Raw genomic sequence first — 23,277 nt, 5'->3', positions numbered from 1 at the left:
GTGAACTCAAAAGCGTCCGGACCGAGCGCTTTTCTCAAAGCGGGTTGACCCGAACACCCGAGAATTGCCGTTCGTGACTTCGCCGGTTTGCCGTTGTCGTCCTTGCCGGAGGCAGGACGTGACCGGAGAATCGGCGGAGCGGCGCTCTTGTCGGATCGGCTGATGAACTGCGTTTGACAATTCATCCGCTTGGGATTGAACCTTGCCTGGCATCGTCGACACTCATGCATGTTCGGTTCTCCAACAAGGAAGCTCCCAATGCTTGCACGCGCGGCCGCAATCCTGTCCCTCTTCGCTTGGCTTCCCCTCGTACCTTTGGCGCATGCCGGCCAGCAGAGCATCCCGGCCAGCGCCGAAGGCCAGATCGAGTTCAACACGCCGTCCGGCAACATCGGCTGCATCTACACGCCCAAAGGCGGCACCGGCACCTATGAGCCAAGGGATGGTGGCCCGGAGCTGAGCTGCTCGCGCGTCGAGCCAAGCTACGTCACGATTATCCTGGGTCCGAAGGGGCCAGCCACGCTGATCAAGAACCCAGGCGAGCAGGGCTGCTGCAGCGATGTCGACAAGCTTGGCTACGGCAACAGCTGGAGCGCCGGGCCGTTTTCGTGCCAGTCGTCAACCAAGGGACTGTCCTGCACTGCGACGAACGGCCACGGATTTTTCATCAGCAAGGCCAAGGCGACGGTGAAGTAACGTTTCCTGCTGTCGCGGACAGTAGAGGGCGGTCGGCTCAGCCGGCTTTTTCCAGTTCGCCGCGCGCCTTGGCGGCCGCCACCTGGCGAATGGCATCGGCCAGCGTATCGGCATCCTGTGCGCCCATGACCGCGTATTTGTCCTCGAGCAGGAAGCACGGTACACCAGAAATGCCCATGCGCGACGCGGTGGCGATCTCGGTGCGCACCGCCTCGACATCGGCCTCGGTTGGCAAAAGCGTGGCGACCACGGACGCATCCATGCCGGCTTCGCGCGCGGCCTCGACCAGCACGGCATGATCGCCAATGTTGGCGCCTTCCTCGAAATTCAGCTGGAACAGCCGGCGCACAAGCCTGTTCTGAATGGCTTCGCCGGCGGCACCTGCCCAGCGGATCAGCCGGTGCGCATCCAGCGTGTTCGGCGCCACCTTGATGGCGTCGAAGGCGAACGAGATGCCTTCGATTTCGCCCAGCGGCTCGATGCGGGCGTGAATCTCGCGGATGCGCTCGTCGTTGCCGAATTTTGCCAGCATGTATTCGCGGCGGTCCTTGCCTTCGGGCGGAATGGTCGGATCGAGCTGGAACGGCCGCCAGCGGACATGCACGTCGACATCGCTGACGGCGGCAATCGCCCTGTCGAGCCGCTTCTGGCCGATGAAGCACCAGGGGCAGACGACATCGGATACCACATCGACGGTGATGGCGTTCAATTCGCTCATCTCGATCTCCCTGATCCTCAGTTGGGCTTGCGCCACCATGTTGGCAGTTGATACCCGAATATGGGCGTCTTTTGCGGATGTTCCAGGTAGTTCCAGTAGGCGATCCATTGCTGCGTGTTGTACTGCATCGGCACCATGTAGTTGCCGGAGATCAGCAGCCGGTCGAGAACGCGAACTGCGGCAACATAATCCTCCTTGGAACGGGCGCGCAGCATCGCCTCGATCGCCGCGTCCACAGCCGGATCGGCGACGCCGGCGAGATTGAACGAGCCTTCCGTCCTGGCCGCGGCCGAACTCCAGCGCCCGCTCTGCTCGATGCCGGGCGACAACGAATTGTTGAAGCCGCTCGATCCGATCAGGACCTCGAAGTCGAAGCGCTGCTTGCGCGACTGGATCTGGTCGCCGTCGAGGCTGCGAATGGTGAGATCGATGCCGATCTTCTCCAGCGTGCGCTGGTAGATGCCGGCAAGGCGCTCCTCGTCCTGCGACGCGGTCAGGATTTCGAAGCTGAAGGGTTTGCCTTCGGGATCGAGCATCGTTCCATTCTGCACGTGGTAGCCGACACTTTTCAGCAGATCGAAAGCTGCCTTCAAGACGCGGCGGTCCTGACCGGATCCGTCGGTCACCGGCGGCCGCCATGTACCGTCCATGACATCGGCCGGCACGCGGCCGGGGTAGGGCGCCAGAAGCGCTTTCTCCTTGTCGTCCGCTGGATGGCCGAGCGCGGAAAGCTCGGAATTCTGCCAGTAACTCATCGTGCGCGCGTACTTGCCGCCGAACAGGTTCTTGTTGGCCCATTCGAAGTCATAAAGCATGCCGAGCGCGCGCCGCACGACCGGGTTGGCGAATTTCGGCAACCGCGTGTTGAACAGGAAACCAGTCACCACGGGCGGAATGCCGGTGTCGAAGGTCTGCGCGACCACATCGCCCTTGTGGAAGGCCGGAAAATCGAGATCGCGCTCGCGCTTCACCGGATCGCTGTCGTCGTCGATGGCGCAAAGGCCTTTCTTGAACGCTTCGAGCTTGGCATTGGCGTTGAGGAAATACTCGATGGTGATCTGGTCGTAATTGTCGAAACCGCGCTTGGCCGGGACGTCCTTGCCCCAGTAATCCGGGTTGCGCTTAAACACGATGCGCTGGCCGGGCTGCACCTGCGCGATCGTGTAGGGGCCGCTGCCGATCACCGGCTTGAGCGTCGTCCTGTCGAAAGTATCCTTGTCGAAGGCATGCTTCGGGATGATCGGGGTCAGCGCGATGATCAGCGGGAATTCGCGATCGGCCTTGTCGTTGAAGGTGAAACGCACGCTGTGGTCACCGGTCTTCTCGAGCTTGGCGACCCTGGCCATGCGATCGCTGTAGGGCGGGCGGCCTTTCTCGGTGTAGACATCATAGCTGAACAGCACGTCCTCCGGCGTCACCGGCTGACCGTCCGACCATTTGGCCTTCGGATTGAGATGGAATTCGATGCTCTTGCGCTCCGGGTCCATGTCGGCGCTGTCGGCCAACAAACCGTAAAGCGTGAAAGCCTCGTCGGCATTGCGCTGCATCAACGGCTCGAAGACCAGATTGCCGAAGATCGTATCCATCATGCCGCGCGCCGTCGTGCGCAGGCTCTTGAGGATGAAAGGGTTGAGGTTGTCGAAGCTGCCGACGACGCAATAGGTGATCGAGCCACCCTTCGGCGCATCGGGATTGACGTAATCGAAATGCGTATAGCCGGGCGGCAGCGCGGGTTCGCCCTGCATGGCGATCGCGTGTTTCGGCTCCGATGCGGCCGGCTGATGCGAAAGGGCGAGAAACGATATCCCGGTGATCAGCCAAACAACAACGCGGCCCATGACCGTCTCCTTATTGGGTCGGCTTGATGATTCGGTGTGCACCCTAGCATGGGGCGGCTGCGCGCCGGCTAACCGCGCGTTCAACAATTGCTGACGCCGGGCTGGATTCGGCCTCGCTTGCAGTGTAACACGCCCTCCGAAGTCATTCTGTTGCCTCATTTCGGCAACAGGTAGCTGGACCACACGGCACGAAGAAGCCGGTCCCGGGATCATTTGAGAGGAAGTGCACGACATGACGAGCCTGAACAGCAACGCGTACCGCCTGTCGGTCATGGCCGCTGGCGTGGTCGGCTTTCTCGGCGCAGGACTTCCCGCCGCTTCCGCACAGCAGCAACAGCAGATTCCGCAAGGCTGGTTCAAGGCCTGCACCAAGCAGGAAGACGTCGACATCTGCAACGTCCAGAACATCACCACCGCCGGCAACGGACAGCTGGTCACCGGCGTCAGCCTGATCGAGCTCAAGGGCAAGGTGAACCGCAAGGTGTTCCAGGTGACGGTTCCGACCGGCCGTCTGGTGCCTCCCGGCATCGGCCTGCAGATCGACACCGGCAAGGCGCAGAAGCTCGATTATGTGATCTGCTTCCCGGATCGTTGCGTGGCCGAAGTGCCGCTGACCGACCAGCTGGTCGCGGCATTCAAGAAGGGCCAGGCGATCACGCTGACTTCCGTCAATTTCCAGAACCAGCCCAATCCGATCAAGATCGCCCTGCAGGGCTTCAGCGGCGCCTATGACGGCCCGGCGCTGCAGCAGTCGGACATCGAGGACCGGCAGAAGAAGCTTCAGGACTTCGTCGCCAAGAACAACCAGGATTTCGCCAAGAAGCTCAAGGAAGAGCAGGACAAGGCGAAGACCGCCAACTGATCGGCCGATATCGTCCGGCCAACAAAGAAGCGGGGTCATGCCCCGCTTTTTTTGTGCCCGTCTCTCCGCGGGTTAGTGCCTTGACTGCCGTTTCGGCTGGTAGCCGCCGTCCGGCCTCTTGTCGAACATCTCCTTGATCTGCGGATGCCGGACTGGCTCACCCGACTGATCCTCAAGCAGATTCTGCTCGGAGACGTAGGCGATGTATTCGGTCTCCGAATTCTCGGCGAGCAGATGATAGAAAGGCTGATCCTTGCGCGGCCGAACGTCGGCGGGGATGGCTTCGTACCATTCGTCGGTGTTGGCGAATTGCGGATCGACGTCGAAAATAATGCCCCTGAATGGAAACAGCCGGTGGCGAACCACCTGTCCGATTGCGAATTTGGCTGTTTTCATCGTACTCACCACTGAATTCCTTGGGCTTATTTGGCGCAGACCGCGCATCAATTCAATCCCGAGGCGCTTGACGCCCTATTAAGCAACGGGCTAGCCCGGCGCCAAGGTTTCGGACCAGCATAAAAATGTCTGACGTCATCGGTCTTGTTCTTCCGTTCTTCGGCTTGATTTTTGTCGGGTTTCTCGTGGCGCGCATCACCAGGCAGCCGCTGGAGGCGCTCGGCTGGATGAACACGTTCATCGTCTATGTTGCGCTGCCGGCCCTTTTCTTCCAACTGCTCGCCAAGACGCCGTTCGAAGACCTTACGGAATGGCGCTTCATCTTCGGTTCGGTCGTCTCGACCTTCATGATATTTTCCTTGATGTTCATGGGGTCGGTGCTGACCTCGCGCGGCGAGATAGCGCAATCGACCATCAAGGCGCTCGCGGCCGCCTATGGCAATATCGGCTATATGGGGCCGGGCCTGGCATTGCTGGCCTTCGGCGAGGAGGCTGCCGTGCCGGTCGCCCTGATCTTCTGTTTCGAGAACATCATGCATTTCGCTGTCGCACCCATGATGATGGCGCTGTCGGGCGACGAGAAGACCACTCCTCTCCGGCTTGCGCTGGGCGTCGTGCGCAAGATCTTGCTGCACCCGTTCATCATCGCAACCGCCCTGGGTGTCGGCGCCGCCTATATCGGCTTTCGACCGCCCGTGCCGGTGGAGCGACTTCTGGAATATCTTTCCCGGGCGGCCGCACCTTGCGCGCTGTTTGCCATGGGCGTCACCCTGGCGCTCAGGCCGCTCAATCGCGTCCCGCATGAGATGGTTCCGATTGCGGCGCTGAAACTGATCCTGCACCCGTTGCTCTGCTATGTCGTGCTGAGCTGGATCGGCAATTTTTCTGAGACATGGGTCTTCTCGGCGGTGCTTCTGGCGGCATTGCCGACCGCCACCAACGTCTTCGTCATCGCCCAGCAGTATGGCGTCTGGGTACAGCGCGCGTCGGCCAGTGTGCTGATCACAACCTGCCTGTCGGTCGTGACCGTCACCGGGCTGCTCTACCTGATCCGGCACAATATCCTAGCGCCGGACCTGTTTCCCTAACCCGCCGGCAAGCGCGGCAAAACCGCTGCCGGGACGAAGTCCCTCGCGCATGAAAAAAGCCCGAAGCGGCGCGAAGCCTCCGAGCACGCCGAGCCCGGCAACGCGGGCCATCTGCGCCGGCAGCATGTCGGAAAGCAGCGACATGTTGAGCAGGTTGACCGCGCTGCTGCGCGCCAGAATGTCGGGGCGGCGCTTGAAATCGTAGGCTGCAAGCGCCTTGGCTGCACCTGGATCGGCTCTATTTTCACCAGCGATTCCAATTAGATCGTCGACGTCCCTGATGCCGAGATTGAGGCCTTGCGCACCAATCGGGGGAAACACATGGGCTGCTTCGCCGACCAGCGCCACCCGATCTCGGGCGAAACGCAGTGGCGTCACCGCCGAAAGCGGATAGATCTGCCTGCCCGGCTCGACCGTCACTCGGCCCAGCATCGACTGCATCTGCTGTTCGACCCGCTGAGAAAGCGTCGCATCGTCCAGTGCGGCGAGGTCGGTCGCGGTCTCGGGCTTGACCACCCAGACCAGGCTGGAGCGATTGCCGGGCAGGGGGACCTGCGTGAAAGGACCGGTTTCGGTGTGGAATTCGGTCGAGGTGAGGGCATGGTCGCCGCTATGGCCAAAATTGAGGACGAGAGCTGCCTGCGGGTAGGACCGGGCCGAGGTCGAGATGCCGGCCGCCTGGCGCGCCGGTGACAACCGCCCATCGGCGGCGACCGCCAGCGCCGCGTCGACCGTGCTGCCGTCGGACAGGACTGCACGGGCGCGCTCGGCATCGAGATGCCAGTTCGCCACCATCGACATCAGCCGGTCGATGCCGGCATGCGCGGCAACGGCGCTGGCGAGTGCCGGGTTGAGGACGCTGTTGGGAAGGTTCAGCCCGAACTGGTCCTCGTCGATCTCGCTGGCACGGAAGGTGACGACCGGGCTGCGGATCAGCCGGCTGGTGGCGTCGACGATGCGCATCACTTTCAGGGCCGCCGCCTTGGATTTGACGGCTTCGAGCACGCCAAGCCGGTCGAGCACTTTCAAGGCAGGGTTCATCAGAGCCGTCGTGCGGCCGTCGGGGGCAGTGGGCTCCGGCCCGACCAGCGTCACCGGGAAACCTTCGGCGGCAAAACCGAGCGCCGCGATCAGTCCTGCCGGCCCCGTGCCGGCAACCAGTATCCGCGCAGTTTGCTGATGCTCCAAGATCGGCTTCCGGCTTGCAAGGCGAGGCGGGTCCACCCGACCTGCCGTTCGATGAGCATATAGGTCAGATCATGCCGCTTGATCAACGCGGCGATTCGGCCCATTCGGATGTCATGACCGGCCAGCAGGACGACTTCAGCCATCTCGACCGGGCCGGCCGCGCCATGGCCGGCATCGCGCGCAATCCTCGCGTCACGGTGAACGTCGTTGTCGGCGCTTGCATCCTGCTGGCCTGGCTGTCTCTTGCGGCGATGGCGATCCGCGGGGCTGAAACAGGGATTGCGGGCATCAACGCCCCTGGCGACACGATCCTGCGCAGCCTGCCGCAACTGCCGCTGCCCGATTTCCTGGAACGGTTCTTTGTGCTGTGCCTCTCACCGGTGCCTTTGGACGCAAGTCTCGGCTTGCAGGCCGGCGCGCTCGTTTTCATGTGGTTCCTGATGGCGATTGCGACGATGCTGCCTTCGGCCGCGCCGATGATCCGCACCTATTGCGAGATCGCCGACACGGCTCGCATCAAGGGCGAACCGGTCGTTCACCCGCTGGTGCTGGTCGCCGGCTATCTCAGCGTCTGGCTCGCCGCTTCAATGATGTTCGCGGCGCTGACCTTGGCCGCCCATGCATTCGCCTCGTCAGCCGGGATGCTCGATCCGGTCGTCGGCGTTGCCGGTGCGCTCGCTCTCCTGATTGCCGGCCTCTACCAGTTCAGCGGCCTGAAGGAGGCTTGCCTGAAGAAATGCAAGAACCCGTTCTCGGTCCTGTTTTCGAACTGGAGTGCAAGGCCCCTCAGCATCTTTCGGCTTGGCGTCGCGCAAGGCCTGTGGTGCTTCGGCTGCTGCTGGGCCTTGATGCTGGTGATGTTCGCCGTTGGCGTCATGAACATTTTCTGGATGGCGTTGATCGGGCTGTTCACCCTGATCGAAAAACAAACCGCCAGCAGGGTTCCAACCCGGCTGGCCGGTGCGATACTGCTTGTCTGGGCAGCCGCGCTGCTAGTAGTCTCGCTGTGAGTGGGGGAAAATCGATGGCAGACCAGAGCTGGGCGATGAAGGGAGAGCTCGTACTCTCCTGCAATTGCACGGTTTTTTGCCCCTGCGTGCTGTCGCTTGGCAATCATCCGCCGACCGAAGGCTATTGCCAGACCTGGGCGGGATTTCGCATCGATGCCGGCCATTTCGGTGAAGTAGATCTGTCCGGCCTCAATCTCGGGCTGGTCATGGAAATTCCCGGCTACATGAGCCGCGGCAACTGGACCGCGGGCCTGTTCATCGACAGCCGCGCCTCTGTCTACGCGATCAAGGCGCTGACAAAGATCTTCACGGGCAAGGCAGGCGGAACCACATCGCTGCTCTCCATCCTGGTCGGCAAATTCCTCGGCGTCGAGCAGGTGCCGATCACCTATGAGACGCGTGACAAGACGCGTATCTTCCAGATACCGAAGATTATCGACGGAGCGGTGACACCTATCCCCGGCAAGGACCGCGACAAGGACACGGTGATCAGCAATTCGGAATACTGGATCGCGCCCGAGATCATCGTGGCCAGGTCCGACAAGAGCAAGATGCGGGCTTTCGGCCGCAACTGGAATTTCGCCGGCCGTTCGGCCGAAATCTGCAAGCTGGATTGGCGGGGCCCGTGAGCAAGAACACAACGGCCCGAAAAGCCGCCAAAAAGATCACGGACCGGATTCCGCGCCCGAAAAAGAAGGTCACCTGGCCACAGGCGAGGGCGTTCTCCGTCCACCTCTTGACCGCCTCGGGGTCGTTCCTGGCCTTCCTGTCGCTGGTAGCGGCAAGCGAAGAGCGCTGGACGGCGATGTTCTGGTGGCTCGGGCTGGCATTGTTCGTCGACGGCATCGATGGGCCGATCGCGCGGAAGCTCGAGGTCAAGGAAATCCTGCCGACTTGGTCGGGCGAACTGCTCGACAACATCATCGACTACGTAACCTACGTGCTGATCCCGGCCTTCGCGCTCTATCAGCGCGGCTTCATGGGCGAGGGCCTGTCATTCCTGTCTGCGGCGATCATCGTCGTCTCCAGCGCCATCTACTATGCCGACACCGGCATGAAGACGAAGGAGAATTTCTTCAAGGGGTTCCCCGTGGTCTGGAACATGGTGGTGTTCACCCTGTTCGTCATCGAGCCCGGACAATGGGTTTCGTTTGCGGTGGTGGTGGTGGCCGGCGTCCTGACGTTCGTGCCGATCAACTTCATCCACCCGGTGCGGGTGGTGCGGCTGCGGCGCATCAACCTTGGGATGACTCTCTTGTGGTGCGCTTTCGGCGCGCTTGCCCTGGCCCAGGCGGCACTCGCTGCCTTCTACGATCAGATCGGCGTGCTGGGCGAGCAGGTCAGCACCTTCACCAAGATCGGCATCACCATTACCGGGCTTTACCTTGCCTGCATCGGTGGCATCATGCAGTTCTTTCCCAATCTCGGTGCCAAAAAGGCCTGATCAGCCACTCCCACAGAGAGCCTAGCCCCACAGGAAGCCTAGCAATGTCCAAAGCGATCCGCATTCACGCCAATGGCGGCCCGGAAGTCCTGACCTACGAGGACGCCGACCCCGGCCAGCCGGGATCCGGGCAGATCCTGGTCCGGCACACCGCGATCGGCCTCAATTTCATCGATGTCTATCATCGCTCTGGCCTCTATCCGCCACCCGGCGGCTTCCCGCTCGTGCCAGGCAGCGAAGCCGCCGGCGTGGTGCTGGAGGTCGGCCGGGGCGTCGACTGGCTGAATCGGGGCGATCGCATCGCCTATGCAGTGACGACGGGGGCTTACGCGCAACAGCGCGTCATCGATGCCAGCCGCGTCGTCAAGGTTCCGGATGGCATCAGCGACGAGCAGGCCGCGGCGATGATGCTGAAGGGCATGACTGCGGAATATCTGCTGCGCCGGACGTTCAAGGTGAAGGCCGGCGACACCATCCTGTTCCATGCCGCGGCAGGCGGCGTCGGGCTGATCCTCGGTCAATGGGCAAAACATCTCGGCGCGACCGTCATCGGCACCGCCAGCTCGTCCGACAAGATCGAACTCGCCAGGGCGCATGGTTTCGATCATGTCATCAACTACAAGGAACAGGATTTCGTCGCCGGCGTCGCCGCCATCACCGGCGGCAAAAAATGCGATGTCGTCTACGATTCGGTTGGCAACGACACATTTCCGGCTTCGCTCGACTGCCTGCGGCCGCTTGGCATGTTCGTCAGCTTCGGCCAGTCATCGGGACCCATACCGCCGTTCAGCATGTCATTGCTGGCACAGAAGGGCTCGCTGTTCGCAACAAGGCCGACACTGTTCGTCTACAACGCAAAACGCGAGGACCTCGACGCTTCTGCTGCCGCCCTGTTCGAGGTCGTGCTCAGCGGCGCGGTCGAGATCAAGATCAACCAGCGCTATGCGCTCAAGGACGCCGGCAAGGCGCATTCCGACCTCGAGGGCCGCAGGACAACAGGGACGACCATTCTCATCCCTTAGTTCGTTCTGCCTTGCTATCCCTTGAATTTCCGCTGAAATTCTTGAAGCTCTTTCAAGACGCGTGCCGCTTTCCGATGGGAGCCGGCCGCGCCTACCATGCTTGCGGGAACACAGAACATGTCTGGCTAACCAGATGGGAGGCACTGTGAGTGCAAATCACGACGGCACGAACCTGCTCGAGGTGCGTGGCCTCACCAAGATATTCGGCACGCTGACGGCGTGCGATCATATCGATCTCGACATCGCCAAGGGTGAGATCCACGCTTTGCTCGGCGAAAACGGCGCCGGCAAGTCGACGCTGGTCAAGATGCTGTTCGGCTCGCTGGAGCCCAATGCCGGCGAGATCTTCTGGAACGGCCAGGCGGTCAGGATCTCCAGCCCCGGCGTCGCCAAGAAACTCGGCATCGGCATGGTGTTCCAGCATTTTTCGCTGTTCGAAGCGCTGACCGCGGCCGAAAATATTGCCCTGTCGCTGGACGACGGCTCGCCGATCAGCAGCATCGCGGCGAAGGCGAGGGCGCTTTCCTTCAGCTATGGCCTGCCGCTCGATCCTGAATCGCTGGTCGGCGACCTGTCGGTGGGGGAACGCCAGCGCATCGAGATCATCCGCTGCCTGCTGCAGACCCCGCAGCTCATCATCCTGGACGAGCCGACCTCGGTGCTGACGCCGCAGGAAGCCGACAAGCTGTTCGAGACGCTGGAGCGCCTGCGTTCGGAAGGCAAATCCATCCTCTACATCTCGCACCGGCTCGAAGAGGTCAAACGCATCTGCGACCGCGCCACGGTGCTGCGCCACGGCAAGGTGGTCGGCCACTGCAATCCGCGTGAGGAAACAGCCTCTTCGCTGGCTCGCATGATGGTCGGCAACGAGGTGCAGGCCGTGGTGCGCGCGCCGGTCGAGGGCATCGACAAGGCGCCACCGCTGCTCGAAATCCGCAATCTCAATCGCAAACCGGCAACGCCGTTCTCGATACCGCTCAAGGGCATCAACCTGAACGTCCGCGCTGGCGAGGTGATCGGCATCGCCGGCGTCGCCGGCAACGGCCAGGGAGAGTTCTTCGAATCCGTTTCAGGCGAAGTGCTGCAGCAGAATGCCGCCTCGGTGCGCATTCGTGGCAAGGATGCGGGAGGCCTTAGCATCACCGGACGCCGACTGCTGGGCGCCGCCTTCGTGCCGGAGGAGCGCCTCGGCCACGGTGCGGCACCGCGCATGAAGCTTTCCGAAAACCTGCTGCTGTCGCGCCATGCCACCGACGGCAAGGCGTTCGTCGGTTCCGGCGGGATGGTGAAGAGCGGTGCCATCCAAGCCGCCTCCCAGCGCATCATCGAGGCGATGGATGTGCGCAAGAGCGCGCCGGATCCGGAGGCCGCGGCCCTTTCGGGCGGCAATCTGCAGAAATTCATCGTCGGCCGCGAGCTCGACCGCCGGCCGAGCGTCATGGTCGTGAACCAGCCGACCTGGGGCGTCGACGCAGGCGCCGCCGCTCACATCCGCCAGGCCTTGATCGAGTTGTCGCGCAGCGGATCGGCGGTGCTGGTGATCAGCCAGGATCTCGACGAGCTGTTCGAGATATCGGATGCGATCGCGGTCATGCACAATGGCGAGCTGTCGAAGCCGATGCCGATCGCCGAGGCGACCTTCGAGAAGGTCGGCTTGCTGATGGGCGGCGCCGAACCAGGCCACGCCGAACACACGCTGGAGACGGCATGATGCGCCTCGAACTCGTCAAACGCCCGCAGCGTTCCATGCTGTTTTCGGCTCTGTCGCCGTTCATTGCCTTTGCGCTGACCATCATTGCCGGCGCCGTCATGTTCGCGCTGCTCGGCGTCAATCCGCTGACCGCGTTCAATATCTATTTCATCGAGCCGATCAGCCAGGTCTGGCAGTTGCATGAGCTGGCGATCAAGGCAGCGCCGCTCATCCTGATCGCCGTCGGCCTGTCGGTCTGCTACAAGGCCAACATTTGGAACATCGGCGCCGAAGGCCAGTTCATCCTCGGCGGCATTGCCGGTTCGATGATTCCGGTGCTGTTTCCGCAGTTCGAAGGTCCGCTGGTGCTGCCGCTGATGCTTTTGCTCGGCATGGTCGGCGGCGCGGCCTATGCCGCGATCCCGGCTCTGCTCAAGACGCGCTTCGGCACCAACGAGATCCTGACCAGCCTGATGCTGGTCTATGTCGCGCAGCTCTTCCTTGATTGGCTGGTGCGCGGACCCTGGCGCGATCCGCAGGGCCATGGTTTCCCGCAGACCATCCAGTTCAACGATTCGGCCGTGTTGCCGGAGCTGATGCCGGATGCCGGGCGGGCAAACTGGGGTTTTGTCTTCGCGCTGATCGCTGCGGTGCTGGTCTGGATCCTGATGAGCCGCATGCTGAAAGGTTTTGAGGTGCGCGTGCTGGGCTCGAGCCCGCGGGCAGGGCGCTTCGCCGGCTTCGGCCTCAACCGCATGGTCTTTTTTGCTTTCCTGCTGTCAGGCGCGCTGGCGGGACTCGCCGGCATCTCCGAGGTCTCGGGCGCCATCGGGCAACTGCAGCCTGTCGTTTCGCCCGGCTACGGCTTCACCGCCATCATCGTGGCTTTCCTCGGCCGTCTCAACCCGCTTGGCATCGTTGCCGCCGGTCTGGTTCTGGCGCTGACCTATCTCGGCGGCGAAGCGGTGCAAAGCGCGCTCGGCATCTCCGACAAGGTGGCGCGGGTGTTCCAGGGCATGCTGCTGTTCTTCGTGCTCGGCTGCGACACGCTCATCCACTACCGCATTCGCCTGGTCGGCCTGGCGCTGACCAAACCGGAAGGTGCCGCGAAACTCGAAGCCGCCCCGAAGCTGAAGGAAGCCCGTTGATGGACATCACCGTAAACATCCTTCTGACCATCGCCACGGCGGCAACGCCGCTGCTGATCGCGGCAATCGGTGAACTGGTGGTCGAGCGCTCCGGCGTGCTCAATCTCGGCGTCGAAGGCATGATGATCATGGGCGCCGTTGGCGGCTTCGGCGCGACCTATCTCACCGGTTCGCCCTGGATCGGCCTTTTGACGGCAATCGCCATGGGCGCGGTGTTCTCTCTGCTGTTTGCCGTCATGACGCTGTCGCTGGCCACCAACCAGGTGGCGACCGGACTGTCGCTGACGCTGCTCGGCCTTGGCCTGTCCGGCATGATGGGCACCAGCTTTGTCGGCCAGCCCGGCGAAAGGCTGCCCAACCTCTACATTCCCGGCCTGACGGAAATCCCTGCGGTCGGCAGGCTGCTGTTCGGGCAGGATCCGATCTTCTACATCTCGATTGCGCTCACCGCGGCCGTCATGTGGTTCCTGTTCAAGACCCGGACCGGACTGACGCTGCGTTCGATCGGCGACAGCCACACCTCGGCGCATGCGCTTGGCATCAAGGTGATCCGCTATCGCTACCTCGCGGTCATCTTCGGCGGCGCCTGTGCCGGTCTCGCCGGCGGCCATCTCTCACTGGTCTACACCCCGCAATGGGTCGAGAACATGAGTGCCGGCCGCGGCTGGATCGCGCTGGCGCTGGTGGTGTTCGCCTCCTGGCGGCCATGGCGGGTGCTGGCCGGCGCCTACATCTTCGGCGCGGTGTGGATCGGCCAGCTTCATGCACAGGCTTTTGGCATTCCGGTGCCCTCGCAGTTCCTTTCTTCGCTGCCCTATCTGGCAACCGTCGTGGTTCTCGTTCTAATCTCGCGCAACAAGCGTCTGACGATGATGAACACGCCGGCTTCCTTGGGGCAGCCATTCGTTCCGGATCGTTGACAATAAAAACAAACGGGAAGCTCCAAGGCTTAACTCAGAGAGGTAACACAATGAAAAAACTGCTTATTGCCCTGATGACCACGACCGCCGCCCTATCGCTGGCAGCGACGGCCGAGGCGGCGGACAAGCTGAAGGCTTGCTGGGTCTACACCGGCCCGATCGGCGACTTCGGCTACTCCTACCAGCACGACCAGGGCCGTCTCGAGGTGGAGAAGGCGCTCGGTGACAAGGTCGAGACCGCCTATCTCGAAAACGTCTCGGAAGGCCCCGACGCCGACCGCGCTTTCGAGCGCCTGGCTCGCGAAGGCTGCAAGATCATCTTCGGCACCTCCTTCGGCTTCATGGACCCGGAAGTGAAGGTCGCCAAGAAATTCCCGAAGGTGATGTTCGAGCACGCCACCGGCTACAAGACCGCTGACAATCTCGGCATCTACAATGCGCGTTTCTATGAAGGCCGCTATGTGCTCGGCCAGATCGCCGCCAAGGAATCGAAGGCCGGCGTTGCCGGCTACATCGTTTCCTTCCCGATCCCCGAAGTGGTGATGGGCATCAACTCCTTCATGCTCGGCGCACAGTCGATCAACCCGAACTTCAAGGCCAAGATCGTCTGGGTGAACTCCTGGTTCGATCCGGGCAAGGAAGCCGACGCCGCCAAGGCGCTGTTCGACCAAGGCGCCGACATCATCGTCCAGCACACCGATTCGACCGCCGCCCTGCAGGTGGCGGAAGAGCGCAAGCTGCACGGCTTCGGCCAATCCTCCGATATGATCAAGTTTGCGCCGAAAGCGCAGCTGACCTCGCTCACCGACGAATGGGGTCCCTATTACATCAGCCGGGTCCAGGCAGCCCTCGACGGCACTTGGAAGCCGGACAATGTCTGGCTTGGCATCAAGGACGGCGCGGTCAAGCTTGCCCCCTACACCAACATGCCCGACGATGTGAAGGCGATGGCTGAGGCGACGGAAAAGAAGATCGCCGGCGGCTGGAACCCCTTCACCGGGCCGATCGCCAAGCAGGACGGCACGCCGTGGCTGAAGGAGGGCGAAGTCGCCGACGACGGCACGCTGCTCGGCATGAATTTCTACGTGAAGGGCGTCGACGACAAGCTGCCGCAGTAGGCAGCGCGAGATATCAAAATGAGAAGGGCGCCGCGAGGCGCCCTTTTTCATTCGGCGGGCTGCGCTCCGGCAGAGACGCGGCGAAATCGCGCCCGCCCGGCATCGACCGCGCGGCCGAGCCAAATCCTGAGCAGCCGCTGCGCGGGTCTTTCGCAGCTGCGCCAGATCGCCCACGAAACGAAGAGCATGAGCGCTATGCAGCCAAAGGCGGCAAACCATTTGCCGACCAGGGGTGCCGCGGCATTGATGGCCAGATAGCCGATCTCCTGGTGCAGCAGATAGAGCGGATAGGTCAGCCCGCCCAGCGCCAGGACTAGTGCTGATGGCCTGACACGATGGCGCAGCAGCACCGCGCCGATCAAGGCCGCGTGCATGACGACGTTGGCGACGACGAGATTGGCCGAGGCAACGGCAATGCCGTAGTGGCCAAGCATCCAGTGCTGCGTCACCGATAGCGTTCCGCAGGAGATCAGGAACGCGGCGGCAAGCAGCAGCATTGCAGGCAGTGAACGGCCATGAGCATGCAGGTGGTGGACCAGCACCCCGGCGGCGAAGAACGGTCCGAACTCGGTGATGAACAGCAGCCTGGCGGCGCCGCTGCCGATGAAGAACTCGTTCAAGGCCGAGATCGCCAGCCAGATGAAGATCAGCTCCAGCTTGCGTCTCTGAAACAGGCCGGTGAGCAGCGCCAGCGTTACCCAGCCGTAGAACACCAGCTCAAGAACGATCGACCAGTAGACGCCGTCCATGAAGGGCTGGCCGAACGCCGGCGCGAACATCGACAGGTTGGCGACATACTGGCTGAAAGAGGCTGGAAGCAACGGTGTGCCGGCAAGGATGAGAACTGCGAAGGTGATCGTCATGCAGAACAGAAAACCCGGATAGAGGCGAACGAACCGCGCGATCGCAAACTGATCCCAGCTCCGGTTTTCCGCCGACCAGGCAATGACGAAACCGCTGATCAGGAAGAACAGGTTGACGCCGAGATAGCCGTAGAGGGCGAATGGTGCGGCAAGCCGATAGCCTTGCGCAAGGTAGCCTTCGGCGGCGGCGCCGCGAAAGAAATAGTGGAAGAACACGACGGCAAGTGCTGCCGCCAGCCTGAGCAGGTCCAGCGTCGCGATGTAATTTTGTTCCGCAGGTCTGGTGTTCATCCGCATTTTCCCGCATCTACGGTCAGCAGACCATAGAGCGTATCGCGGCTGAGCGGGTTAAGACGGCTGAACTATCGCCAGATGTAGTAAATACGCGCGTCAGACCGCCGAACCATAAAGGTCATAAGCGTCGGCGCGGTCGATCTTGACGGTGACGATATCGCCCTGGCGCAAAGGACGGCGCGACTGGATGTGCACCGAGCCGTCGATCTCGGGCGCGTCGTATTTGGTGCGGCCCTTTGCCGAGGTGCCGCGCGCCTCGTCGATCAGCACCGGCAGGCGCTTGCCGACCTTCCTGGCCAGCTGTGTCGCCGAAATCTTCTGCTGGCGCTGCATGAAGCGGTGCCAGCGCGCCTCCTTGACCTCTTGGGGAACCTGTTCGAGACCGAGATCGTTGGAGCGGGCGCCGCGGACCGGCTCGTATTTGAAGCAGCCGGCGCGATCGATCTTGGCCTCGTCGAGCCAGTCGAGCAGCATCTCGAAATCGTCGTCCGTCTCGCCGGGGAAGCCGACGATGAAGGTCGAGCGGATGGCCAGATCCGGGCAGACCTCACGCCAGCCGCGAATGCGCTCGAGCGTCTTTTCGCCGTGTGCCGGCCGGCGCATGTTCTTCAACACCTGCGGCGAAGCGTGCTGGAAGGGGATATCCAGGTAAGGGAGGATCTTGCCCTCTGCCATCAGCGGGATGACGTCGGCGACATGCGGGTAGGGGTAGACATAGTGCATGCGCACCCAGATGCCGAGCTTGCCCAGTTCCTCGGACAGATCGAGGAATTTTGCGCGCACCTCACGGTCGCCGAACATCGACGTCTGGTACTTGATGTCGATGCCGTAGGCGCTGGTGTCCTGTGAGATCACCAGAAGTTCCTTGACCCCGGCCTTGGCCAGTTTCTCGGCCTCGCGCAGCACATCGGCCGCCGGCCGCGAGACGAGGTCGCCACGCAGTGCCGGAATGATGCAGAAGGTACAGCGGTTGTTGCAGCCTTCGGAAATCTTGAGATAGGCGTAGTGGCGCGGCGTCAGCTTGACGCCCTGCGGGGGCAAAAGATCGACATAAGGGTCGTGCGAAGGCGGTGCGGCCTCATGCACGGCGGCCATCACGCTCTCATAGGCCTGCGGCCCGGTGATCGCCAGCACATTGGGGTGCTTTTCACGAATGACGTCCGGCTCGGCGCCGAGGCAACCGGTGACGATGACCCGGCCGTTTTCCGAAAGCGCGGAGCCGATGGCATTGAGCGACTCGTCGCGAGCGGAATCGAGAAAGCCGCAGGTGTTGACGACGACGAGGTCGGCGCCGTCATGTTTGCGCGCGATTTCGTAACCTTCGGCGCGCAGGCGCGTGATGATGCGCTCCGAATCCACAAGGGCCTTCGGGCATCCAAGACTGACAAAACTCACGCGAGGAGCGGACATAAGGGCTTTCCGGGCTTTTCAGGATTGCCGGCGCAGTACCACACTTATCGCGGCATTGGTATGGGCAGGGCCGCGATGCGGCAAAACGCACGGCGATCTTGCTTCCACTGAGTGAAGACGCGGATGTCCGCCAGCCTCAGCCGACCGCACCGTTTACATGTGGCCAGACTTCCACCGCGCCACGATAGACCATGTCCAGCGCGACATAGAGTATGATCAGCAGGCCGACATAGGCGATCCAGCGGTGGCGATGCAGCAGCTTGGCAATGAAAGTCGCGGCCAGCCCCATCAGCGCGATCGACAACACGAGGCCGATGACCAGCACCGGAAAATGATCGCGCGCCGCTCCAGCCACCGCCAGCACGTTGTCGAGCGACATCGACACATCGGCGACGACAATCTGCAAGGCAGCCTGGCCAAGGGTCTTGCGCTTCGACTTGCCGGCGACCGCCTGGTCGCTGTTGAGGTCCGAATTCGACAGCGCCTCGGTCGCTTCCAGCTCATCGGCATGCGACGTGCGCAGCTCGCGATACATCTTCCAGCAGACCCACAGCAGCAGGATGCCGCCGGCCAGCAGCAGGCCGACGATCGCCAGCAGCTTGACGGTAATTGCGGCAAAACCAATGCGCAGCACCGTTGCCGCAATCACGCCGATGAGGATCGCCTTCTTGCGTTGGTCAGCCGGCAGGCCGGCAGCGGCAAGGCCGATGACGATCGCATTGTCGCCGGCCAGCACGAGGTCGATGGCGATGACCTGGAGCAGGGCGGTCAGGCTGGCAGCGCTGAAAAAAATGTCCATCGACCGGAAGCCCTTGCTGATTTTGCCGAGTGTTCGTCGATTATCCAGAGGCCCTAACTTGGTGGTCCCTTGGCGTCAAGGGATCACGCGTGGCGCCGTCACCGAAGCAGCGTTGCGTCAAGCCGGATCACGGCTTCGCGGCAGCCAGGCAAACCATGGCAGATCACAAATCAATCGTAGAGATTGTACTTTGCCCAGTCGGCTTCTGGAATTTCGTCCCCGATCCGGTAGCGGAGCTGCAAGACTTCCATATGGTCCGGCGCGGTCTGGCACTTGAATTTCAGCCGGTACCACTGCCCCTTGCTGCGAAACGCAGCACCCGGGCTCTTGATTGCATCGGCACCCATCTCGGGCGTCGCGAAGGCGTAGGCGACGACGCGATCGGCTTTGAACTTGCGATCGTCATGAGTGATGCGGTCGAGCACTTCGGCGTCGCAACGCTGTTCAAGACGGGTTTGGGGATCGAGTTTCATCAGACCGGCGCGCAATGCATTGTCCATTGCGCTGGCTGGAAAACTCAGTGTCACTGACGCCAAGGCGGTCATGCAGAGCTTCTTCATGGGCGGGACAAGCAACATATTTTGTCGGAGAAATCAACCGAGCGGACCGCCGCGAGCACCGCCGGAATCTTCAATCATATGGCCGGTGCGTTCAAAATTGCGTGTCGGGATTCGTCGTGCGATGCCTGCGGCCAACGGACCAAAGAGGCACGGCCGGCATCCGTAAGATCGTACAGGCCGCGGTCGACGCGCGCGAACCAGCCATAGACATTGTGCTGCAGTATCTTGGACGCGATCGGCGTCACCGCCTTGAGATCACGCGGTCGCCTGGGTCCGTCCACCATCGCGGCAGCGCAGGCGAGGGCGCTTTGACGATAGGCCGTCATGATCGGATTGCGCGATCCTCCTCCGGCAACGGGATCGCCGCGACGGCGCTGGTGCTCGTCGACCAGGCGAGAGCGCCGGCGGGCATTCTTGCGCGGCGCCAGCGCGATCGGGCTGAGAAGCACCTCGACCCTGTCCGTCGCGGTCACGCCAAGCAGGCCGAAACCAAGCCGGCGGCAGAGATTGCGGAACCTGGCATCGCTTTCGCGTCCCTTGCCGCGAGCCGACATGCGTGCGGCCAGCCACACCTCGTCGCAGGCCGCCGCGCGATCGACACCTTGCAGCACCAGTTCAAGATTGAACTGCAGCTTCAACTCGCAGATGACGACAACCGGCGGCTCCCCCTCGCGCAATGCAACAACATCGCAGCCGTCGATCTCGCCTTTGACGACAAAGTCGAGGCTTTCGAGGAACCGCTTCACCGGCGCATAGAGTGAGGTCTCGTTCATGCCTCGAAGGTTTAGCCGATTCGAGGCGAAAAGCCTTCCCGTTCGGCGTTCTACGGCTCGAAAGGGGACCGGCGTGGATGCCACCGTCGGGCCAGCCGTCAGGCTTCGGTGTTCGGCACCGCCCGGCTCGGCAGCCTCCTGCGGCGCAGGAGCGGATAGCCGATCTGACCGAAATAGGTGGAAGGGATCGGATCGTCGACGCCGTACTTGTCCGGCACCTTGTCACCGGTGGGATTGTAGGTGCCGAACAGCATGTCGAGGAAAGGCAACTGCCCGGCGAAGTTCTTGTCATAGGCTTCGCGCTGGTTGGCATGGTGCCAGCGATGGAACTGCGGGCTGGCGATCAGCCACTTCAAGGGGCCGAACGGGCCCGCACGTTTGAATGCACAAGCAGCGTATGTCCAAGGTAGATAGTCGAAAAGACGGCGATCGACGCTTCCGAGAAGCCGAGGAAAAAGATCGGCGTCAGCGATATCGCCTTTGTGACGATGGCGACCGGACGTTCATCAACACCTGGGAAGACAGGAAGGTCGTGAACGCGGTCAAGGCGACCGGCCGCAAGCAGCTCATCATCGCCGGCCTGTGGACCGAGATCTGCGTCGCCATGCCGGTTATCCAGGCGTTGGGCGAAGGCTGGGACGTCACGGTCATCGCCGACGCCTCGGGCGGCACGTCGGTCGAAGCGCACGAGGTCGCCATCCAACGCATGATCGCGGCCGGCGCAAACATGATGACCTGGCTGGCGCTGGCATCGGAGTGGCAGCGCGACTGGGCGCGTACCGAGCACGTCGGCGAGCTGACGGAAGTGCTCAAGCAGCACGCCGCTGGCAGCGGCATCGCGTACCTCTGGGAGCAGCAACTGCTCAACACGCCTGTGCCGAGCACCGCCGGCTGAACTGGGTGGGGTGACGAAAGCGTTGAGCGATCCAGCGTCAACATGCTGAGCCGGGTCACCCCCGCCCACAAGACGAGCCGCCTGAATGCAGGGCGGCCGGCCGTCATCAACGATCACTTCCTCCATCCATTGGCCGCGACTACAGTCGGCGCAGCCTGGCTATCTATCGCCTCATTGAAAGGCCATGGAGATGTTCGGCGGAGCGCTTCCGAGAGGAAATGGACGTCATCTATCCGAACTTCAAAGTCAGCCTGACGCAACAGGGCGCTCGTGATCGATGACCTCGCAGCTCGGATATATCGACTTGGAACAGAGGACCTTGCAACCAATCGACAACCCGCTGGGCACGAGGTTGTCATCATGTCTTAGGTACAAACCGCTACCCATGTCTCCGGAATGGACCTGAGCGGGATGGCGGAGGAAGTGGGATTCGATTCTTGCCTCCGATCCAAGCAAATCAAGAAATCTAAGAATCGATTGTTACACAGCATGTTACGCGCCAGTCAGACGGTGCGGACACGAGCGCGGCCCTTCCCGAAAATGCTAGTGGTGAATCTGTCTAGAGCGAGGCAACGGAGCAGTGCACGGTGCCGTTTGCGAAGGCCCTGAGGAATGATCGTGGAGAAAGGCCGCCTTCAGGATCAGCTAGACGCGCTCAAGGCTCCGCTTCTCGGCAAGCAATATGGATGAGCAACGAACGAGTGCCGGTTCCAGCACCTAAGCTGATTTGCGGCTATTGGCCTTTGGCCGATCTTGGCCGATCCCTTCCTTGGCGAGGCTCTTTCGAAGAACTGAGGCCAAGTCGACCACGTTCTCCTTGGGTTTCGGTACCGGTTTCGGGGGTTTTTTGCCCTTGCGCTTGGCGTCAATCATGGCAATCAACGCGTCCTCGTAGGTGTCCTCGAATTTCGAAGGATCGAACTTTGTCACCTTCTTGTCGATGAGAAGCCCCGCGATTTCGAGCAAATCCGAATCATATTTTGCGCTCTTCACATCGTCGAAGACGGTGTCTTCCGATGTCATCTCATTGTGGGTCCGTAGCTCGGTCAGCAACATCCCTTTTCCAAGGGGCTGTATCAACACTTCGCGCCCGCGCTGATAGAGTACGACGCAGGAGCGTGCCGCAACGCGCTTCTTGGCCATCGCATCGCGCAGGACGGCAAAGGCCTCCAGGGAGGCACCGTCTGCCGGGATCAAGTAATATGGTTTCTCCAGAAAACGTGTGTCGATCTCGGCAACCGGAACAAAGGAATCGACGTCAAGTGTATGCTGCGACGTAAGCTTCAGTTTCTTTAACTCGTCCGGCTCGACGTGGATGAAATCATCCTTGTCCGCCTCATACCCTTTGATCTGATCCTCGGCTTCGACAACGTCGCCAGTCTCTTCATCGACATAGGCGCTTTTGACGGGTAAACCGTCCTTGCGGTTCAAAATCTTGAAGTGGATCTTGGATGCCTCGCTTGTGGCACCCACTATCTTTACCCCGCATGACACGGAACCGACCCTCAGAAAGCCCTTCCAGACCGCGCGTGGCGCCACCATGCCGTTTCTCCTAGACGTCGATCCGGCACAACGTCAGGCACACGGTTCTGTTCCTCAACGTTGGCAGTACCCTCGCCAATGTTAGTTATTCTTCACGGTAGTCCAGCAGCTTTGCATGGCGCAGTTTTTCTTCGCCCTTCAGAAAAACTTGACCCGGCCGACCAAGCCTGGCTTGATCCTCTCGGCCTTGTCTTCTTTAAGCCCTTCGGCACGGGACGCCGATCTTGCCCTGCACGCGCTCCGACAGGCTGTTGAATATGCCCAGCAGCAGGTTGATAGGCCGGCTCGATGTAGGTCCAGTTTTGGGCTTATGCGAATGTCCGCAAAGCGCCCTCATTCCTGTCGTTTGGGTCGTGTGTTTGCCGGCCTGAAAGCGGACATCGATTTTGTCAGAAATGGCGGACGCGCCGAACCGCGAAGCAGGTCTTTCTTTTGGTTGGCTCAAGCTACGTGAAAGGGACGCCTTGTCGGCCTTGTGCCGGAACTGTCTCGTGATCCAATTCACTGGATTACAGTGGCCTCCATGCCTATGAAATGAAACGCCAGCCCAAAGTTCCATAAGGCATTACTAATTTAAATTCTTGTTGTGGGCGGGTGGCGAGCTGTTCGTTCTGAACGGCTTCGGTCTGATTTGGGATGAGATATCGTTTCGCGCGCTGGCGTAGCAATGCGCTGTTTTTGTCATTTTGCAATCCATGTCGGGCAAGTGGCCGCCTTACCGGCTCTTGTCAGCGCATAGGCGCGCGATAGTTTTTGTGGGGAAGGGACTTCGATCAAAAGGAGCCGACGATGGAACACCAAACTCTAAGTCAATTGCAGACAATTGCAGAAGTAGAACCCCTCTCGACATACCCGATCATGACCCGGCAACAGCGTATTGAGCGCTGGGCAGAGTTGCTGGCACAACATCCCGAGCGACGCCTGAGAGCCCTTACCGGCACTGAGTATCTGAAGCGGGAAGCCCGCGACGCAGCACGCGGTGAGGGCTCGCCAATTACAGTGG

General features: G+C 61.6%; 21 protein-coding genes and 3 pseudogenes. 13 read left to right on the top strand and 11 right to left on the bottom strand.

From position 1 onward, the window contains the following. The first annotated feature begins 258 nt into the window (after positions 1-258). Positions 259-696: a hypothetical protein gene (locus EOA13_RS39035; protein WP_245490530.1), complete on the top strand. Its 438-nt coding sequence runs from the start codon at positions 259-261 to the stop codon at positions 694-696. Between the two features lie 37 nt (positions 697-733). On the opposite strand, the gene EOA13_RS30865 is transcribed toward EOA13_RS39035, so the two are convergent. After that, positions 734-1,414, bottom strand: a complete 681-nt coding sequence (locus tag EOA13_RS30865; protein ID WP_127297188.1) for a DsbA family protein — start codon at positions 1,412-1,414, stop codon at positions 734-736. Positions 1,415-1,431: 17 nt separating this feature from the next. Then, positions 1,432-3,252, bottom strand: a complete 1,821-nt coding sequence (locus EOA13_RS30860) for an extracellular solute-binding protein (protein ID WP_127297187.1) — start codon at positions 3,250-3,252, stop codon at positions 1,432-1,434. Positions 3,253-3,484: 232 nt separating this feature from the next. On the opposite strand from EOA13_RS30860, the gene EOA13_RS30855 reads away from it, so the two are divergent. Continuing rightward, positions 3,485-4,114 carry an invasion associated locus B family protein gene (locus tag EOA13_RS30855; protein WP_013531658.1) on the top strand — a complete coding sequence of 210 codons (630 nt, stop codon included), beginning with the start codon at positions 3,485-3,487 and terminating at the stop codon, positions 4,112-4,114. Positions 4,115-4,186: 72 nt separating this feature from the next. Here the strand turns inward: EOA13_RS30855 and hspQ are convergent, their stop codons facing one another. Further along, positions 4,187-4,510 carry a heat shock protein HspQ gene (gene hspQ / locus EOA13_RS30850; protein ID WP_023811879.1) on the bottom strand — a complete coding sequence of 108 codons (324 nt, stop codon included), beginning with the start codon at positions 4,508-4,510 and terminating at the stop codon, positions 4,187-4,189. 125 nt (positions 4,511-4,635) lie between these two features. Between hspQ and EOA13_RS30845 the strand changes: the two genes are divergently transcribed. Continuing rightward, the gene (locus EOA13_RS30845) at positions 4,636-5,598 is read left to right on the top strand and encodes an AEC family transporter (protein WP_127297186.1); all 963 of its coding nucleotides are present in this window, start codon (positions 4,636-4,638) and stop codon (positions 5,596-5,598) included. Here the strand turns inward: EOA13_RS30845 and EOA13_RS30840 are convergent. After that, the gene (locus EOA13_RS30840) at positions 5,575-6,786 is read right to left on the bottom strand and encodes a UbiH/UbiF family hydroxylase (protein ID WP_127297185.1); all 1,212 of its coding nucleotides are present in this window, start codon (positions 6,784-6,786) and stop codon (positions 5,575-5,577) included. The genes EOA13_RS30845 and EOA13_RS30840 overlap by 24 nt on opposite strands. Positions 6,787-6,857: 71 nt before the next feature. On the opposite strand from EOA13_RS30840, the gene EOA13_RS30835 reads away from it, so the two are divergent. The 8 genes from EOA13_RS30835 to EOA13_RS30800 all read left to right on the top strand — a co-directional run bounded on the left by EOA13_RS30835 (position 6,858) and on the right by EOA13_RS30800 (position 15,138). Next, entirely contained in the window at positions 6,858-7,796 is a 939-nt protein-coding gene (locus EOA13_RS30835) for a DUF2182 domain-containing protein (protein WP_127297184.1), read from the top strand. A 14-nt stretch (positions 7,797-7,810) separates the two neighbouring features. Then, positions 7,811-8,425, top strand: coding sequence for a DUF1326 domain-containing protein (locus EOA13_RS30830; protein WP_127297183.1), 615 nt, complete (start codon positions 7,811-7,813; stop codon positions 8,423-8,425). Continuing rightward, positions 8,422-9,240 carry a phosphatidylcholine synthase gene (gene pcsA, locus EOA13_RS30825; RefSeq protein ID WP_023811884.1) on the top strand — a complete coding sequence of 273 codons (819 nt, stop codon included), beginning with the start codon at positions 8,422-8,424 and terminating at the stop codon, positions 9,238-9,240. The genes EOA13_RS30830 and pcsA overlap by 4 nt, the downstream gene beginning before the upstream one ends. A 44-nt stretch (positions 9,241-9,284) precedes the next feature. After that, complete coding sequence (locus EOA13_RS30820; protein WP_127297182.1) at positions 9,285-10,262, top strand: quinone oxidoreductase; 978 nt, start codon at positions 9,285-9,287, stop codon at positions 10,260-10,262. Positions 10,263-10,395: 133 nt separating this feature from the next. Continuing rightward, the gene (locus EOA13_RS30815) at positions 10,396-11,973 is read left to right on the top strand and encodes an ABC transporter ATP-binding protein (protein WP_164780437.1); all 1,578 of its coding nucleotides are present in this window, start codon (positions 10,396-10,398) and stop codon (positions 11,971-11,973) included. Further along, entirely contained in the window at positions 11,970-13,100 is a 1,131-nt protein-coding gene (locus tag EOA13_RS30810) for an ABC transporter permease (RefSeq protein WP_127297180.1), read from the top strand. The genes EOA13_RS30815 and EOA13_RS30810 overlap by 4 nt, the downstream gene beginning before the upstream one ends. After that, positions 13,100-14,020, top strand: a complete 921-nt coding sequence (locus tag EOA13_RS30805; RefSeq protein ID WP_127297179.1) for an ABC transporter permease — start codon at positions 13,100-13,102, stop codon at positions 14,018-14,020. Before EOA13_RS30810 ends, EOA13_RS30805 begins: the two co-directional genes overlap by 1 nt. A 50-nt stretch (positions 14,021-14,070) precedes the next feature. Beyond that, a complete protein-coding gene (locus EOA13_RS30800; RefSeq protein WP_127297178.1) occupies positions 14,071-15,138 on the top strand; it encodes a BMP family ABC transporter substrate-binding protein in 1,068 nt (355 codons plus the stop codon). Between the two features lie 47 nt (positions 15,139-15,185). On the opposite strand, the gene EOA13_RS30795 is transcribed toward EOA13_RS30800, so the two are convergent. The 6 genes and pseudogenes from EOA13_RS30795 to EOA13_RS30770 form a co-directional block, all read right to left on the bottom strand. After that, complete coding sequence (locus tag EOA13_RS30795) at positions 15,186-16,292, bottom strand: acyltransferase (protein WP_127297177.1); 1,107 nt, start codon at positions 16,290-16,292, stop codon at positions 15,186-15,188. Between the two features lie 99 nt (positions 16,293-16,391). After that, positions 16,392-17,705, bottom strand: a complete 1,314-nt coding sequence (rimO, locus tag EOA13_RS30790) for a 30S ribosomal protein S12 methylthiotransferase RimO (protein ID WP_127297176.1) — start codon at positions 17,703-17,705, stop codon at positions 16,392-16,394. 136 nt (positions 17,706-17,841) lie between these two features. Continuing rightward, the gene (locus EOA13_RS30785; protein ID WP_127297175.1) at positions 17,842-18,504 is read right to left on the bottom strand and encodes a TerC family protein; all 663 of its coding nucleotides are present in this window, start codon (positions 18,502-18,504) and stop codon (positions 17,842-17,844) included. Positions 18,505-18,674: 170 nt separating this feature from the next. Next, positions 18,675-19,082, bottom strand: coding sequence for a DUF930 domain-containing protein (locus EOA13_RS30780; RefSeq protein WP_032909322.1), 408 nt, complete (start codon positions 19,080-19,082; stop codon positions 18,675-18,677). Positions 19,083-19,138: 56 nt separating this feature from the next. Beyond that, the gene (locus EOA13_RS30775) at positions 19,139-19,837 is read right to left on the bottom strand and encodes a DUF2161 domain-containing phosphodiesterase (RefSeq protein WP_127297174.1); all 699 of its coding nucleotides are present in this window, start codon (positions 19,835-19,837) and stop codon (positions 19,139-19,141) included. A 98-nt stretch (positions 19,838-19,935) separates the two neighbouring features. After that, positions 19,936-20,330, bottom strand: a pseudogene (locus EOA13_RS30770) (sterol desaturase family protein); the annotation flags it as partial. Between EOA13_RS30770 and EOA13_RS30765 the strand changes: the two are divergent. Beyond that, positions 20,331-20,732 (top strand): annotated as a pseudogene (locus EOA13_RS30765) (isochorismatase family protein); the annotation flags it as partial. A gap of 717 nt (positions 20,733-21,449) precedes the next feature. Here the strand turns inward: EOA13_RS30765 and EOA13_RS30760 are convergent. Next, positions 21,450-22,274 carry a Ku protein gene (locus EOA13_RS30760; protein ID WP_127297173.1) on the bottom strand — a complete coding sequence of 275 codons (825 nt, stop codon included), beginning with the start codon at positions 22,272-22,274 and terminating at the stop codon, positions 21,450-21,452. 789 nt (positions 22,275-23,063) lie between these two features. Between EOA13_RS30760 and EOA13_RS38400 the strand changes: the two are divergent. Next, positions 23,064-23,277: pseudogene (locus EOA13_RS38400) on the top strand (hypothetical protein); the annotation flags it as partial.

Origin of the sequence: Mesorhizobium sp. M7A.F.Ca.US.011.01.1.1 (assembly GCF_003998295.1) — a bacterium.
Taxonomy (GTDB): Bacteria; Pseudomonadota; Alphaproteobacteria; order Rhizobiales; family Rhizobiaceae; genus Mesorhizobium.
Note: the sequence above shows the minus strand (reverse complement) of the source record. Positions and strands in the feature narration are given on the sequence as shown.